The following is a 12,072-nucleotide window of genomic DNA, read 5'->3' on the forward strand; positions in this document are numbered from 1 at the left end:
CGCCGCCTTCGCGAACGAACAGCTAAAAGAGAACTCTCGCTCCGAGTGTGTCAATTAAGCTCGGCTATTTTTCCGCGAAGCATCTGCAGCACGGCCGAGAAGTCCTTGCCGCCGAATCCGTTGCCGTCGAACAGGGCGTAGAGGGCCTCGGCCTGGGCGCCCATCGGGGTGGAGGCGCCGGCCTTGGCGGCGGCCTCCTGGGCCAGCTTCAGGTCCTTGAGCATCATCGCCGTGGCGAAACCGCCCTCGTAGTGGCGGTCGGCGGGCGTGGCGGGGCCCACGCCGGGGACCGGACAGTAGGTCGAGACCGACCAGCACTGGCCGGACGACTTGCTGGCGATCTCGAAGAAGCGATCAGCGGCCAGGCCCAGCTTCTCGGCCAGGGCGAAGGCCTCGCACGTGCCCAGCATCGAGATGCCCAGCAGCATGTTGTTGCAGATCTTGGCCGCCTGCCCCGCTCCTTGGTCGCCCGCGTGGATCGTCGCGCGCGACATCGGGGCCAGGGCGGCCTCGACGGCCGCGAAGTCCGCCGCGTCGCAGCCGACCATGAAGGCCAGCGTACCAGCCTCGGCGGCCATGACGCCGCCGGAGACCGGCGCGTCGGCGAAGCGGAAGCCCGCCGCCCTCGCCTGCCCGGCCACGGCCCGGGCGCTCTCGACGTCGATGGTCGAGCAGTCGATCAGCAGGGCCGACTTGGGCGCATGGGCCAGCACCTGCTCGCCATAGACGCTGCGCACGTGCGGACCGGCCGGCAGCATGGTGATCACCACCTCGGCGTCCGCGACCGCCTCGGCCACCGAGCCCGCCGCGTGGCAGCCGGCCGCCACGGCCTTCTCCAGCGCCGCCGCCGACAGGTCGAAGGCCCTCACGTGATGCTGGGCCTTGGCCTGGTTGGCGGCCATGCCGCCGCCCATGTTGCCCAGGCCGATGAAGGCGATGCGGGTCATGCTGCTACTCCCTGCAAATGCGAACCGCGCCTCATGGGCGCGGCTCTTATCGTTGAACTCGGTTGGGTTGAGGCGGTTACCGCGCCCCGGCCGGCTTGCGGAACTTGTAGATGAACTGGTCGGTCTTGCCGCGGATCGACGGGTCGAAGACGCTGAGCTTGCGGGTGTCGGACGGGTCGCGCAGCACGCGGCTCTCGCCCTCGAAGATGAAGCCGGCGGCGGTCACCTCGCGCTTCACCGCCTCGGCGTCGATGCGGTGCAGGGTTTCGGTGTCGCGCAGGCCCGAGCCGGGCTCGGCCGAATGGTCGACGACCAGATAGACGCCGCCGGGCTTCAGCGCCTTGAACACCTGGCGATTGACCACCGACAGGTCGGCCGGGCCCATGAACTTGTCGTGCATGTCGTGGTAGTTCTGGGCGGTGAACACCAGGTCCAGCTTCTCGGGCGCGTTGAAGCTGGGCAGCGTGTTGAGGATCACCGACACGTTCTTGTAGGCCGGATCGGCGGCGATGGCCTTCACGGCCGGCTCGCGCTTGGCCAGCTTGGTCAGTTCGTCCGGCACATAGGCGTAGACGTGGCCTCGCGGCCCGACGGCCTTGGACAGGATGCGGGTGAAATAGCCGCCGCCCGGGATCAGGTCGGCGACCTTGGCGCCCGGCTTGACGCCGGCGAACGACAGGGTCTGGCCCGGCAGGCGGTTCTCGTCGCGCACCATGTCGGCGGCGGGACGGTTGGGATCGGACAGGGCCGCGGCGATGTTGGCCGGAATCGCGGCGGGCGCGTCGGCCGGAGGCGGCGGAGGCGGCGCCATGGGGCCCATCGGAGACGTGGCGCAGCCCGCCAGGGCGAGCGCGGCGACGAGGCTGAGTAGCGGCTTACGCATGGTATTCCTTCCGACGACGTCTTCTTGTTGGCCGCAAGCTAGCGCAGCATTCACGCTACGTCAGCGGTGACCATTCCTGATCGGCCGGCAACGGCGCGAAAATCTCATCCAACATGGCGTCGGTGACGTCTTCAAGCGTGGCCGGGTCCCAACGGGGCGCATTGTCCTTGTCGATGATCACCGCGCGGACGCCTTCGATGAAGTCGTGCCTGCGAACGACGCGCGAGCCGATCCGGTATTCCATGGCCATGTTGTCGGCGAAGTCGGTCATCGCTTCCCCCGCCTCCAGCTGCCGGAAGGCGACCTTCAGGGTCTGGGGCGACTTGGTCTTCATGACGGCCAGCTGCGCCTTGCCCCAATCGCTGCTGTCGGCCTCCAGGAACTCGAAGATCTGCTCGACGCTGTCGCCGACGAACAGGCGGTTGAGGTCCTGCTCGAAGCTGACCAGCGGCGCCTTGCCGGCGTCCGCGCGGTACTTCTTCAGCGTGTCCTCGATGCGGCGCGGGTCGGCGATGATCGCCTTCTTCAGGCCTTCGATCGCGCCGAACTCGACGAAGTGGGTGGCGATCCCCAGGCGCAGGCAGTCCGCGCCCTTGATCCGCGCCCCGGTCAGGGCCAGCCACAGGCCCGCCTTGCCCGGCAGGCGTGGCAGGTACCAGCCGCCGCCGACGTCCGGGAACAGGCCGATGCCGGTCTCGGGCATGGCGAAGGTCGTGCGCTCGGTGGCTATGCGGAAGTGGGCCGGCATCGAGATCCCGACGCCGCCGCCCATCACCACGCCGTCGAGGATGGCGACCACCGGGGTGTCGTAGGTGAACAGCAGGTGGTTCAGCTGGTACTCGGTGTGGAAGAAGGCCCGCGCCTCCTTGGCGTCGCCCGCGCCGCTGTGGGCCAGCATGCGGATGTCGCCGCCGGCGCAGAAGCCGCGTTCGCCGGCATGGTCGATGATGACCATGTAGATCTCGGGGTCCTCCTGCCAATCCAGCAGGGCGGCGATCATGATCTCGCACATGGTCTGCGTCAGGGCGTGCAGGGCCTGGGGACGGTTCAGGGTCAGCCGGCCGACGTTTTTCTGAACACGGACAAGGACTTCGGGTTGGTCGATCATACGGCTTCCTTGGCGGTGTCCTTGGCGAGCTCGGGGTCTTCGACCGGCTCGCAGTCGAAGCGGTCCAGCTGGCCGGCGTGCAGTCGGTAGAGGGCGTCCTGCGGCACGTCCAGCTCCAGGGTCTCGATCGGCGACAGACCCGCATAGGCGCCGCGCAATAGCCGGCCGGCTATGCCGTGGCTGACCACGATCAGCCGGCGCTCGGGCTCGGCGGCCTGCTCGGACAGCCAGTCGGACACCCGCGCCATCACCTGGTCGTAGGTCTCGCCGCCCGGCGCCGCGAAGAACCAGGTGCGGTCGGTGAACAGTTCGGGATGCTCGCGCTCCAGGTCGGAGCGCAGCCGGCCTTCCCACTCGCCGACGGTCAGCTCCATCAGCCGGTCGTCGAACTCGACCGGCAAGCCCAGCTTCGCGCCGATGATCCCGGCCGTGTCCCGCGCCCGCCGCAGCGGACTGGCCACGATGCGCCAGGGCCGGTCGGCGTCGCGCTGGACCAGATCGCGCAGCAGGTCGCCCATCGCCCCGGCCTGGGCGCGGCCCAGCGGCGTCAGGTCGGACTCGCATTGCCCTTGCAGCCGATGCGCGCGGTTCCACTCGGTCTCGCCGTGGCGGCAGAGATAGATCATTTGGCCTCTTCCACCAGGGCTTGGAGCTTGTCGACCGTGACCATGTCCGTCGTGGCGTCGTTCTCGAAGCCTTCGCTACCGGCGATATGGTCCCGGAACTCGCTGAGGAACGTCGCGATCCGCTCCGCCGGCTCCCGCTGTTGCAGCCTGCCGATCAGCTGGCGCACCTGGAGTTGATACTTTTCCCGCGCCGACGAGCGGACGAACGGATCCCAGTCGGCGGACAGGATCGCGCTGACCGGGGTCCAGAGCGGGTGGCTGCGCACGCGGGCGTCGAAGTCCGCTTTCCGCTCGGCGAGGTCTTCGGCGAGATAGTCCGGGCGGGACAGGCCCAGGTCGTCGTGCTCTTCGAACCAGTAGATGGACTCATCGCGGGTCAGGATCAGGGTCATGACCTTGTCGACGGCCAGGAGCAGCGCCTGGGTCGAGTCGACGCCGCCCGCATGTGTGTTCTGGACGCGCCCGTCGGGCCAGGTCAGCTCGATCCGGCAATCCCAGCCGCCTTCCGGATGCGCTTCCGGAACGAACCATCGGCAGAGCAGCGGCTTGGGCTTCCCTCGGACCACGACCTGGTAGGTCCGCTCGCAGGCGACGCCAGGCGACAGAGAGGCCTCGACCTCCCTCACTGGCGGAACATCTCGCGCGCTATGATCACCCGCATGATCTCGTTGGTCCCTTCCAGGATCTGGTGCACCCGCAGGTCGCGGACGATGCGCTCCAGCGGATAGTCCTGCAGGTAGCCGTACCCGCCGTGCAGCTGCAAGGCGTCGTTGGCCACCTGGAAGCCGGCGTCGGTGGCGAAGCGCTTGGCCATGGCGCACAGCTTGGTGGCCTGGGGGTCCTTGTTGTCCAGCGCATGCGCCGCGCGGCGCACCATCAGGCGGGCGGCCTCCAGCTCGGTGGCCATGTCGGCCAGCTTGAACTGCAGGGCCTGGAAGTCCTTCAGGGCTTTTCCGAACTGCTTGCGGCTCTCGAGATAGGCCTTGGCGGTGTCGAGGGCGAACTGGGCGCCGCCCAGCGAGCACGAGGCGATGTTCAGCCGCCCGCCGTCCAGTCCCATCATGGCGAAACGGAAACCCTCGCCCTCCCCGCCGATCCGGTTGGCGACCGGCACGCGGCAGTCGTCGAAGTTCACCGCCGCGGTCGGCTGCGAATTCCAGCCCATCTTGCGCTCGTTGGCCCCGAAGCTGAGCCCCGGCGCCCCCTTCTCGACCACGAAGGCCGAGACGCCCTTGGCGCCGTCGACGCCCGTGCGGGCCATAACCACATAGACGTCCGACACCCCGCCGCCCGAGATGAAGGCCTTGCCGCCGTTCAGCACGTAGTGGTCGCCGTCCAGCCGCGCGGTCGTGCGCATGTTGGCCGCGTCCGAGCCCGAGCCCGGCTCGGTCAGGCAGTAGCTGGCGATCAGCTCCATGGTTGTCAGGCGCGGCAGGTAGCGCTGGCGCAGCTCGTCCGAGCCGAACCGGTCGATCATCCACGACGCCATGTTGTGGATCGTCAAATAGGCCGCGGTCGGCACGTCGCCGTAGCTGAGGGCTTCGAAGATGATCGAGGCGTCGAGACGCGACAGGCCGCTGCCGCCGACGTCGTCCTGGACATAGATGCCCGCGAAACCCAGGGACGCAGCCTCGCGCAGCACATCAACCGGGAAGTGTTTCTTCTCGTCCCACTCGGCGGAATGCGGGGCAAGGCGTTCCGCCGCGAAGCCCGAGGCCATGTCCTGAATAGCGCGTTGATCGTCGTTGAGCGCGAAATCCATGCGCGATATCCTCCCAAGCGGGGCAGAGTGAACCCCTCGCCTTCTTGGCCGCTGACGTGCCGCGCGCCGACGACTGTGTCAATCATATCCCACTCGGTGACTTTGAATGCTGCAACGCGCAAAAAGCGGGAACGAAATGTCGCACCGCCCTTGAACCGCTGCGTCCTCTGTATAAATCGCGGTTATCGGAGGCGTCGTCTTTCTGTCATGCGTAAGTTCACTGCCGTTTTCGCCGCCCTCGCGGCGCTGTTCACCGTGACCTCGGTTCAAGCCGCCGATCTGGGCGTTTGGACCGGGCCCAAGGACAATGTCCGCGTCGCGATCCGCGACTGCGGCCACAGCACTTGCGGCACCGTGGTCTATGCCAGCCCCAAGGCCGAGGCGGACGCGCGCAAGAGCGGCCTGACCACCCTGGTCGGCCAGCAGCTGCTGCGCGACTTCGAGCCGACCAAGAACGGCGCCATGCGCGGCAAGGTCTTCGTGCCGACCCTGAAGGTCACCCTGGTGGGCACAGCCGAGTTCATCGACGCCCGCACGATGAAGGCCAAGGGCTGCGTCCTGGGCGGCCTGATCTGCAAGGCGCAGGTCTGGCGCCGGATCGACGCCGTCACCGCCAAGAACGACACTCAGGCCAGCTACGCTCCGTAGTCCAGGCTAGTTCAATCCCTTCAGGAACGCGGTGAGGCCGGCGAAGTAGTTCGCCTGGTCGTCGTACATCGCCAGATGGCTGCCGTTGGCCAGGTAGAGATACCGCCCCTTGGGCAGCTCCTTGGACATCTTCTCCATATAGGCCGGGTCCATCGTGTCGTACTTGGCGCCGATCACCAGGGTCGGCACGCCGATGCGCTTGAGGTCGGCGAAGCGATCCCAGTTCAATAGCAGCCCGCTGGCGCCCAGTTCGCTGGGTCCCTGGATCAGGGTGTAGAGCTCGGTGTTCAGCTGCCCGAACGCATAGGTCACGGGTTCGGGCCACTGGTCGGCGGGCCGGCGCAGGATGTGCTTTTCGTAGTGCATCGGGATCAGCGTGCCCATGTAGTCCGGGTCGGACGTCTTGCCCGCCGCTTCCAGCGCCTTGACCTTGGCCAGCTGCGCTTGATCCATTTCCGGCATCAGCACGGTGTTGGCGTAGTCGTTGTAGGCCGGGATCGAGGCCATCATGTTCGAGATCACGACGCACTTCAGGTTGGCCTGGTGTTTCAGCGCGTACTCGATCGCCAGCACGCCGCCCCAGCTGTGGCCCAGCACGCAGAAGTTCTCGGGACCCAGGTCCAGCGCCTTGCGCACCTGCTCCACCTCGTCGACGAAGCGCTCGATGGTCCACAGCTTGGTGTCGGTCGGCTTGTCCGAGCGCCCCGAGCCCAGTTGGTCGTAGTAGATGTACTCGATGCCCTGGGCCGGGAAGTAGCTGTCGAAGGGCTCGAAATAGTCGTGGGTCGCGCCCGGGCCGCCGTGCAGCAGCAGCACCTTCAGCTTGGGGTTCGAGCCGACCCGCTTGGTCCAGACGCGGAACTTGCCCGACGGCGTGTCGATGTCGACCATCCTGACCCCGCCCGCCCAGGCGTCCGGCGCCTTGGTGTCGTAATAGCCGGCCGGCGGCGTCTGCCGCGCCTCGGCGCCGGTCGCGAACAGGGAGGTCAGCAAAGCCACGATCGCCATCACAAGCCGTTTCATCGCATCGCCCCGCTCGAGTCCTGATCAGCCGAGGACGAGCATTGGCCAGACCGGAGCGCCCGGCAAGCGCCCTTAAGCAACCAACCGCCTTGCCTCGCGCCGCCGCTCGCGCGAAACCGTGGGGCATGACCACGCCTCCGCTCGCCCCCTACCCCGCCACGCGCCTGCGCCGCCTGCGCCAGGCCGACTGGACCCGCCGCCTGGTCCGCGAGACCACGCTGGAGCCGTCCGACCTGATCTGGTCGATGGTGGTGCACGAGGGCGAAGGCGTGATCCCGGTCGCCTCGATGCCGGGCGTCGAGCGCCTGTCGGTCAAGGAGGCCGCCAAGGCCGCCGTGCGGGCCCGCGACCTGGGCATTCCCGCCATCGCCATCTTCCCGCACATCGACGGGTCGCGGAAGGACGCCAGCGGCTCGATCGCCTCGGACCCCGACGGCGTGATCCCCCGCGCGGTCAAGGCCATGAAGGACGCCGCCCCCGAGGTCGGCATCATGTGCGACGTGGCCCTGGATCCGTTCACCGACCACGGCCACGACGGCGTGGTCGAGGGCGGCAGGATCCTGAATGACCCGACCATCGAGCGCCTGATCGAACAGGGGCTGATGCAAGCCGAGGCCGGCGCCGACATCCTGGCCCCGTCCGACATGATGGACGGCCGGATCGGCAAGCTGCGCGCGGCCCTGGAAGGCGCGAACTTCCAGGACACGATGATCATGTCCTACGCCGCCAAGTACGCCTCGGCCTTCTACGGCCCGTACCGCGACGCCATCGGCTCGGCCAAGCTCTCGGCTGGCCAGGGCGACAAGAAGACCTACCAGATGGACCCGGCCAACACCGAGGAAGCCATCCGCGAGGTCGCGCTCGACATCGCCGAGGGCGCCGACATGATCATGGTCAAGCCGGGCATGCCCTATCTCGACATCCTGCGCCGCCTGGTCGACGAGTTCCGCATGCCCACCTACGCCTTCCAGGTGTCGGGCGAGTACGCGATGATCATGGCCGCGGCCCAGAACGGCTGGATCGACAAGGACCGCGCCATCCTGGAAAGCCTGACCGCCTTCAAGCGGGCCGGCGCCGCCGGAATCATCAGCTACTTCGCGCCGTGGGCGGCGGAGAAGCTGGGGGCGTGAGCGCCGTCATCGACATCGTCACCGCCGTGATCCGCGACGAGGCCGGCCGCATGCTGGTGGTCCGCAAGCGCGGCACGGCGATCTTCATGAAGCCGGGCGGCAAGCGCGAGCCCGGCGAGGACGACATCACCGCCCTGGCCCGCGAACTGGACGAGGAGATCGGCTGCCGGCTGATCGGCGCGACCTTGCTGGGCGCCTTCGAGGCCCCGGCCGCCAACGAGCCGGGCTTCACCGTGCGCGCCGCGACCTACCTGGCCCAGGTCGAGGGCGACATCGCCGCCCGCGCCGAGATCGAGGAACTGGCCTGGATCGACCCGGCCGCGCCGGGCGACATCGTGCTGGCGCCGCTGATGCGGGTGGTTCTGACGGCTCTCTAGGCGCTATTCCTGCGCGTAGGTTCCAGTCGCCAGCACCCGCCCTCGGCGGGCGATCTCGGCCTTGACGTCAGGCCGGTTCAGGAAGGCGGCCCGCCGCGCTCGCATCGCGGCCTCCGTCTTCCCAAGAGGCGGCGGCTCAAGATGGGTTTGCAGCGCCACCAGAGCTCCCAATCGCGTCGCCGGCCGTTCCAGTGTCCTGACGAGCTGCGCCGCGACCTCGTCCTCGGACGCTGCGCACAGCAGAGCGTCCAGATTCGAGACCGTGCCGATCCATACGGCCTGCCCGTCCGGCAGACCCGCGCCGCCCATGAGCTTGCTCGCGCACGCGTCGAGAACCGCGACGGCGCCCAGGTCCTCGCCGATCGGCAGGGCCTTGAGCTTGGCCAGCAATTCCCGCGCCTCGGCGGCCCGATCGGCCTTTATAAGCATCAAGGCCGTCAGACCGTCCGCGCGGCGCCGGTAGAAGGTCGTGTCTCGGCCGTTTTCTGGCGGCGCGCCTTCGTCATAGGCCTCGAGGGCTGCATCGACCCGCCCCGCCCGCATCAGGGCCAAGCCCAGCGCGGTCCGGGCATTTACCTCGTCCCAGTCGTTCGAGAGCCCGAACGAGCCGCCGGACCTCATCATCTCGCGAGCAGCGGCGACAGCAACCGGAGTGCGGTTCAGGGCCATGGCGGCCTCGAAGCGCAAGCCCGAATTGACCATCTGAGCTGAGCCGTCCAGCGTCTTTTCATATCGGGCTACGTTGTCGGCAGCCACTTGCGCGGGCGACGCCCAGGTGGCTTCGAACCGCCGGTCGACCTGCATCTCCAGGGCCTTGGGATCGATGAAGGCGGCCGCTTCGCCCGCTCGCCCCAGCGTGTAGAGCGCCGTGGCGCGGGCGACCTTCAGCGCCTCCTGCCGCCGTTGCAGGTCGCCAGGATACTGACCCGCCACTTGGTTGTTACCCTCGATGACGCGCAGCGCGATCGGTGCGCCGTTCGGCATGTCCGCCAACTCGACCACCAAGCGCTCCAACGGCACGCTGAGCAGCCAGTCTCGCGCGCCGTCAAACGTCTTGGGATACATCCGCAACGCCAAGCTCTCGGACAACGCCCACTGCTCCGCCTTGGCCGCGCAGAGCGAGGCTGACGCCAGGACGTAGGGCGTGGACGAGGTGCGATCCTTTTCGGACTGGGCAAGCAGCGCCTCGGCAACGGCGGCGTAGCCGGTGCAGTCTCCCCTAAAGGCGGCCTTCTGAAAGCGCGCGATCTCGTCGGCATCCAACTTGGCTCCTGCCGAGGCGTTCGACCACGCGCCCAGCACCATGGCAACCGCCAGGATCGCACCCATTCTCGACTTCATGATCCCCCCGAAACTTCCGATCGATCTATAAGACGCCGGGTCCGCCCGGCCCACCCCTCGCGCGAAACCGGGAACGGGCTTAGGGTGTTCTCAGTGTTCGGCCCGAGGCCGCGTACGACGGCCCGGTTCGAACCTCAACGATAGCGGAGGTGACGCATGCCCGCCGATATTAGGGACGCCGATTTCAACGACACCGGGAAACCCGAACTGCTCGCCCACGAGCAGACCTATCACGGATTCAGCATCCTCCTGCGATGGTGCATGCTGGGCCTGGCCACCACCATCACGACCCTGACCCTGTGGTTCGCCAGCCCCGCCGGCTTCTGGGGCGGCCTGATCATCGGGATCGTGGTGTTCGCGATCGGCTACGCCATCCTGGTGCGCCACGAGGAAAAGCAGCCGCTGAACCTTTGGACCGAAGGGCGGTAGAGGCTCCAGGAGTGGATCGACCTTCGCCCCGGGAAGCGAAAACCTCGTCCTTCGACAAGCTCAGGATGAGGTTTTCTTTCTGCCGACGCCTGCAAAATGGTCCTCATCCTGAGCCTGTCGAAGGACGAGGACCAAGCACGGCGTTGAATGTCGACAGCCTCTAAGCCGTCTGCCGCGAGGCCAGCAGCGCCATGTGCTGGCGCAGTTGGCCGATGCTGCGGTCGAAGAACCCGATGTCGCGATGGGTGCGGGCCTGCATGACCGCGCCCTCCATCGTCGTCAGGATGAATTCCGAAAGGCCGCGCAGGTCCACGCCCGGCGGCAGGCCGTCGCCGGCGTCCTTGAGGCAGCCCTCGATCGCGCCGGTCCATTTGCGGAAGTTGGCCGCCAGCAGCTCTCGCACCGGCGGGTCGGGCTCGTGCAACTCCAGGGCCAGCGAGCCGATCGGGCAGCCGTACAGGCAGTCGCTCTCCAGGAGCATGCCGCGATAGGCCGCCAGCAGGGCGAATATGCGCTCGATCGGGTCCTCGACGCCGCGCCAGGCTGGGTCCAGCAGCATCTGCTCGATGCCGTCGCGGTACATCTCCAGCACCCCGATCAGCACGTCCTGCTTGCCCGGAAAGAAGTGATAGAGGCTGCCGCTGTTGGCCTGCGACCGCGAGAGGATGTCCGACACCGAGGTCGAGCCGTAGCCCTTGGCGGCGAACAGCTCCATCGCCGTCAGCAGGATGCGTCGCCGGGTGTCGAGGGGATGGGAAGGCGCCATGGCCTCTTGCGTACCCCGCGCTTGAACGATCGGTCAACTCAAGGCTTGAATGATCGATCAAGTCATGTCTAGCTTGAACGATCATTCAAGCCCTTGGGCAAGCCCTGGGAGGGGAAGCGCATGTTGAAGTCGATGCTGATCGCGGCCGGCGCGCTGCTGGTCTTTGCGCAGGGCGCTCAAGCCCAACAGACGCCCCAGCAGACGCGCAGTTGGCGCGACTTCCCGGGCGTGAGCAACACCAGCTATGTCGACGCCGCCGGCCAGAAGGCCCTGCAGCTGTCCATGGACGTCCCCGCCCCGCCGCGCGCGGTGTTCGAGGCCTTCGCCACCTCGGAAGGCTTCAAGAGCTGGGCGGTCGCCGTGGCGCGGATCGACCTGCGCACCGGGGGCGAGATCGAGTCCAGCTACGACCCGAAGGCCGCGATCGGCGACCCGAACAACATCAAGAACCAGATCGTCACCTACATCCCCGACCACCTGCTGGTGATCCGCAACATCCAGGCCCCGAAGGGCTTCGCGGGCCAGGGCGAGTTCCAGAAGACGGTCACGGTGGTGGAGTTCGATCCGATCGTCGGCGGCACGCGCGTGCGGATCACCAACACCGGCTATGGCGCGAGCCCCGAGGCCCAGACGGTCTACGGCCACTTCGAATGGGGCAACGCCTATACGCTGGCCGAGCTGAAGAGGCGGTTCCAGAACGGCCCGATCGACCGGACCAAAGGCGACGGGGCCGAGCGGAACGCCGACGCGGACAAGGCCGTGACGGGGAAGTAGGCGCTCCATCCCCTCTCCAACTTCGATCAAGTCGCTGAAATCAAAGTTCTAAATCTTTAATCCCCTCACCCTTTCGCGGCGCCCGTATCCTGATCCCACCTCGCCGCATGGAAAGGGCGCATGGCCAGCGACCGATGCGGCGGCGGGGGGCGATCGAGCGGGACTGGGCTGGAGGGGGTTACTTCAGCGTGTCCGGGGACTCCCATCGTTGGGGAGCCCGCCCGCCGTCGGCGTCGAACGGGGACAAAGCGCGTGTAT

Annotated in this window: 14 protein-coding genes; 5 read left to right on the top strand and 9 right to left on the bottom strand. The window is 67.5% G+C overall.

Going from position 1 to position 12,072, the window contains the following annotated elements; all coding sequences use genetic code 11:
- Positions 1–50: 50 nt before the first annotated feature.
- From mmsB to AC1DMQ_RS23025, 6 genes are all read right to left on the bottom strand, one after another.
- A complete protein-coding gene (gene mmsB / locus AC1DMQ_RS23000) occupies positions 51–947 on the bottom strand; it encodes a 3-hydroxyisobutyrate dehydrogenase (protein WP_477035856.1) in 897 nt (298 codons plus the stop codon).
- A 76-nt stretch (positions 948–1,023) separates the two neighbouring features.
- Entirely contained in the window at positions 1,024–1,830 is an 807-nt protein-coding gene (locus tag AC1DMQ_RS23005) for a class I SAM-dependent methyltransferase (RefSeq protein ID WP_477035857.1), read from the bottom strand.
- A gap of 55 nt (positions 1,831–1,885) precedes the next feature.
- A complete protein-coding gene (locus AC1DMQ_RS23010) occupies positions 1,886–2,938 on the bottom strand; it encodes an enoyl-CoA hydratase/isomerase family protein (RefSeq protein WP_477035858.1) in 1,053 nt (350 codons plus the stop codon).
- Entirely contained in the window at positions 2,935–3,564 is a 630-nt protein-coding gene (locus tag AC1DMQ_RS23015; RefSeq protein ID WP_477035859.1) for a histidine phosphatase family protein, read from the bottom strand. Before AC1DMQ_RS23015 ends, AC1DMQ_RS23010 begins: the two co-directional genes overlap by 4 nt.
- A complete protein-coding gene (locus AC1DMQ_RS23020) occupies positions 3,561–4,190 on the bottom strand; it encodes a DUF6968 family protein (RefSeq protein WP_477035860.1) in 630 nt (209 codons plus the stop codon). Before AC1DMQ_RS23020 ends, AC1DMQ_RS23015 begins: the two co-directional genes overlap by 4 nt.
- On the bottom strand, positions 4,187–5,326 hold the full coding sequence (locus tag AC1DMQ_RS23025) for an isobutyryl-CoA dehydrogenase (RefSeq protein ID WP_477035861.1): 1,140 nt from the start codon (positions 5,324–5,326) through the stop codon (positions 4,187–4,189). Before AC1DMQ_RS23025 ends, AC1DMQ_RS23020 begins: the two co-directional genes overlap by 4 nt.
- 207 nt (positions 5,327–5,533) lie before the next feature.
- On the opposite strand from AC1DMQ_RS23025, the gene AC1DMQ_RS23030 reads away from it, so the two are divergent.
- Positions 5,534–5,974 (top strand): DUF2147 domain-containing protein, encoded by a 441-nt coding sequence (locus AC1DMQ_RS23030; protein WP_477035862.1) that lies wholly within the window; start codon positions 5,534–5,536, stop codon positions 5,972–5,974.
- 6 nt (positions 5,975–5,980) lie between these two features.
- Here AC1DMQ_RS23030 and AC1DMQ_RS23035 read toward each other — a convergent pair whose 3' ends face one another.
- The gene (locus AC1DMQ_RS23035; RefSeq protein ID WP_477035863.1) at positions 5,981–6,997 is read right to left on the bottom strand and encodes a proline iminopeptidase-family hydrolase; all 1,017 of its coding nucleotides are present in this window, start codon (positions 6,995–6,997) and stop codon (positions 5,981–5,983) included.
- Positions 6,998–7,122: 125 nt separating this feature from the next.
- Between AC1DMQ_RS23035 and hemB the strand changes: the two genes are divergently transcribed.
- Both hemB and AC1DMQ_RS23045 read left to right on the top strand, forming a co-directional pair.
- Positions 7,123–8,127 (top strand): porphobilinogen synthase, encoded by a 1,005-nt coding sequence (gene hemB, locus AC1DMQ_RS23040; RefSeq protein ID WP_477035864.1) that lies wholly within the window; start codon positions 7,123–7,125, stop codon positions 8,125–8,127.
- The gene (locus tag AC1DMQ_RS23045) at positions 8,124–8,504 is read left to right on the top strand and encodes an NUDIX hydrolase (RefSeq protein ID WP_477035865.1); all 381 of its coding nucleotides are present in this window, start codon (positions 8,124–8,126) and stop codon (positions 8,502–8,504) included. The genes hemB and AC1DMQ_RS23045 overlap by 4 nt, the downstream gene beginning before the upstream one ends.
- A gap of 3 nt (positions 8,505–8,507) precedes the next feature.
- Here AC1DMQ_RS23045 and AC1DMQ_RS23050 read toward each other — a convergent pair whose 3' ends face one another.
- Positions 8,508–9,833 (bottom strand): hypothetical protein, encoded by a 1,326-nt coding sequence (locus AC1DMQ_RS23050; protein WP_477035866.1) that lies wholly within the window; start codon positions 9,831–9,833, stop codon positions 8,508–8,510.
- Between the two features lie 168 nt (positions 9,834–10,001).
- On the opposite strand from AC1DMQ_RS23050, the gene AC1DMQ_RS23055 reads away from it, so the two are divergent.
- Positions 10,002–10,274 (top strand): hypothetical protein, encoded by a 273-nt coding sequence (locus AC1DMQ_RS23055; RefSeq protein ID WP_477035867.1) that lies wholly within the window; start codon positions 10,002–10,004, stop codon positions 10,272–10,274.
- A 160-nt stretch (positions 10,275–10,434) separates the two neighbouring features.
- Here AC1DMQ_RS23055 and AC1DMQ_RS23060 read toward each other — a convergent pair whose 3' ends face one another.
- Entirely contained in the window at positions 10,435–11,040 is a 606-nt protein-coding gene (locus AC1DMQ_RS23060) for a TetR/AcrR family transcriptional regulator (protein WP_477035868.1), read from the bottom strand.
- Positions 11,041–11,160: 120 nt separating this feature from the next.
- Between AC1DMQ_RS23060 and AC1DMQ_RS23065 the strand changes: the two genes are divergently transcribed.
- Positions 11,161–11,814, top strand: coding sequence for an SRPBCC family protein (locus AC1DMQ_RS23065; protein ID WP_477035869.1), 654 nt, complete (start codon positions 11,161–11,163; stop codon positions 11,812–11,814).
- Positions 11,815–12,072: the final 258 nt, after the last annotated feature.

This window comes from Caulobacter sp. 05L422 (genome assembly GCF_056397765.1).

Coding starts and splice junctions, on each gene's coding strand:
- mmsB (WP_477035856.1), bottom strand. CDS start 947: ATGACCCGCATCGCCTTCATCGGCCTGGGCAACATGGGCGGCGGCATG.
- AC1DMQ_RS23005 (WP_477035857.1), bottom strand. CDS start 1,830: ATGCGTAAGCCGCTACTCAGCCTCGTCGCCGCGCTCGCCCTGGCGGGC.
- AC1DMQ_RS23010 (WP_477035858.1), bottom strand. CDS start 2,938: ATGATCGACCAACCCGAAGTCCTTGTCCGTGTTCAGAAAAACGTCGGC.
- AC1DMQ_RS23015 (WP_477035859.1), bottom strand. CDS start 3,564: ATGATCTATCTCTGCCGCCACGGCGAGACCGAGTGGAACCGCGCGCAT.
- AC1DMQ_RS23025 (WP_477035861.1), bottom strand. CDS start 5,326: ATGGATTTCGCGCTCAACGACGATCAACGCGCTATTCAGGACATGGCC.
- AC1DMQ_RS23030 (WP_477035862.1), top strand. CDS start 5,534: ATGCGTAAGTTCACTGCCGTTTTCGCCGCCCTCGCGGCGCTGTTCACC.
- AC1DMQ_RS23035 (WP_477035863.1), bottom strand. CDS start 6,997: ATGAAACGGCTTGTGATGGCGATCGTGGCTTTGCTGACCTCCCTGTTC.
- hemB (WP_477035864.1), top strand. CDS start 7,123: ATGACCACGCCTCCGCTCGCCCCCTACCCCGCCACGCGCCTGCGCCGC.
- AC1DMQ_RS23050 (WP_477035866.1), bottom strand. CDS start 9,833: ATGGGTGCGATCCTGGCGGTTGCCATGGTGCTGGGCGCGTGGTCGAAC.
- AC1DMQ_RS23055 (WP_477035867.1), top strand. CDS start 10,002: ATGCCCGCCGATATTAGGGACGCCGATTTCAACGACACCGGGAAACCC.
- AC1DMQ_RS23060 (WP_477035868.1), bottom strand. CDS start 11,040: ATGGCGCCTTCCCATCCCCTCGACACCCGGCGACGCATCCTGCTGACG.
- AC1DMQ_RS23065 (WP_477035869.1), top strand. CDS start 11,161: ATGTTGAAGTCGATGCTGATCGCGGCCGGCGCGCTGCTGGTCTTTGCG.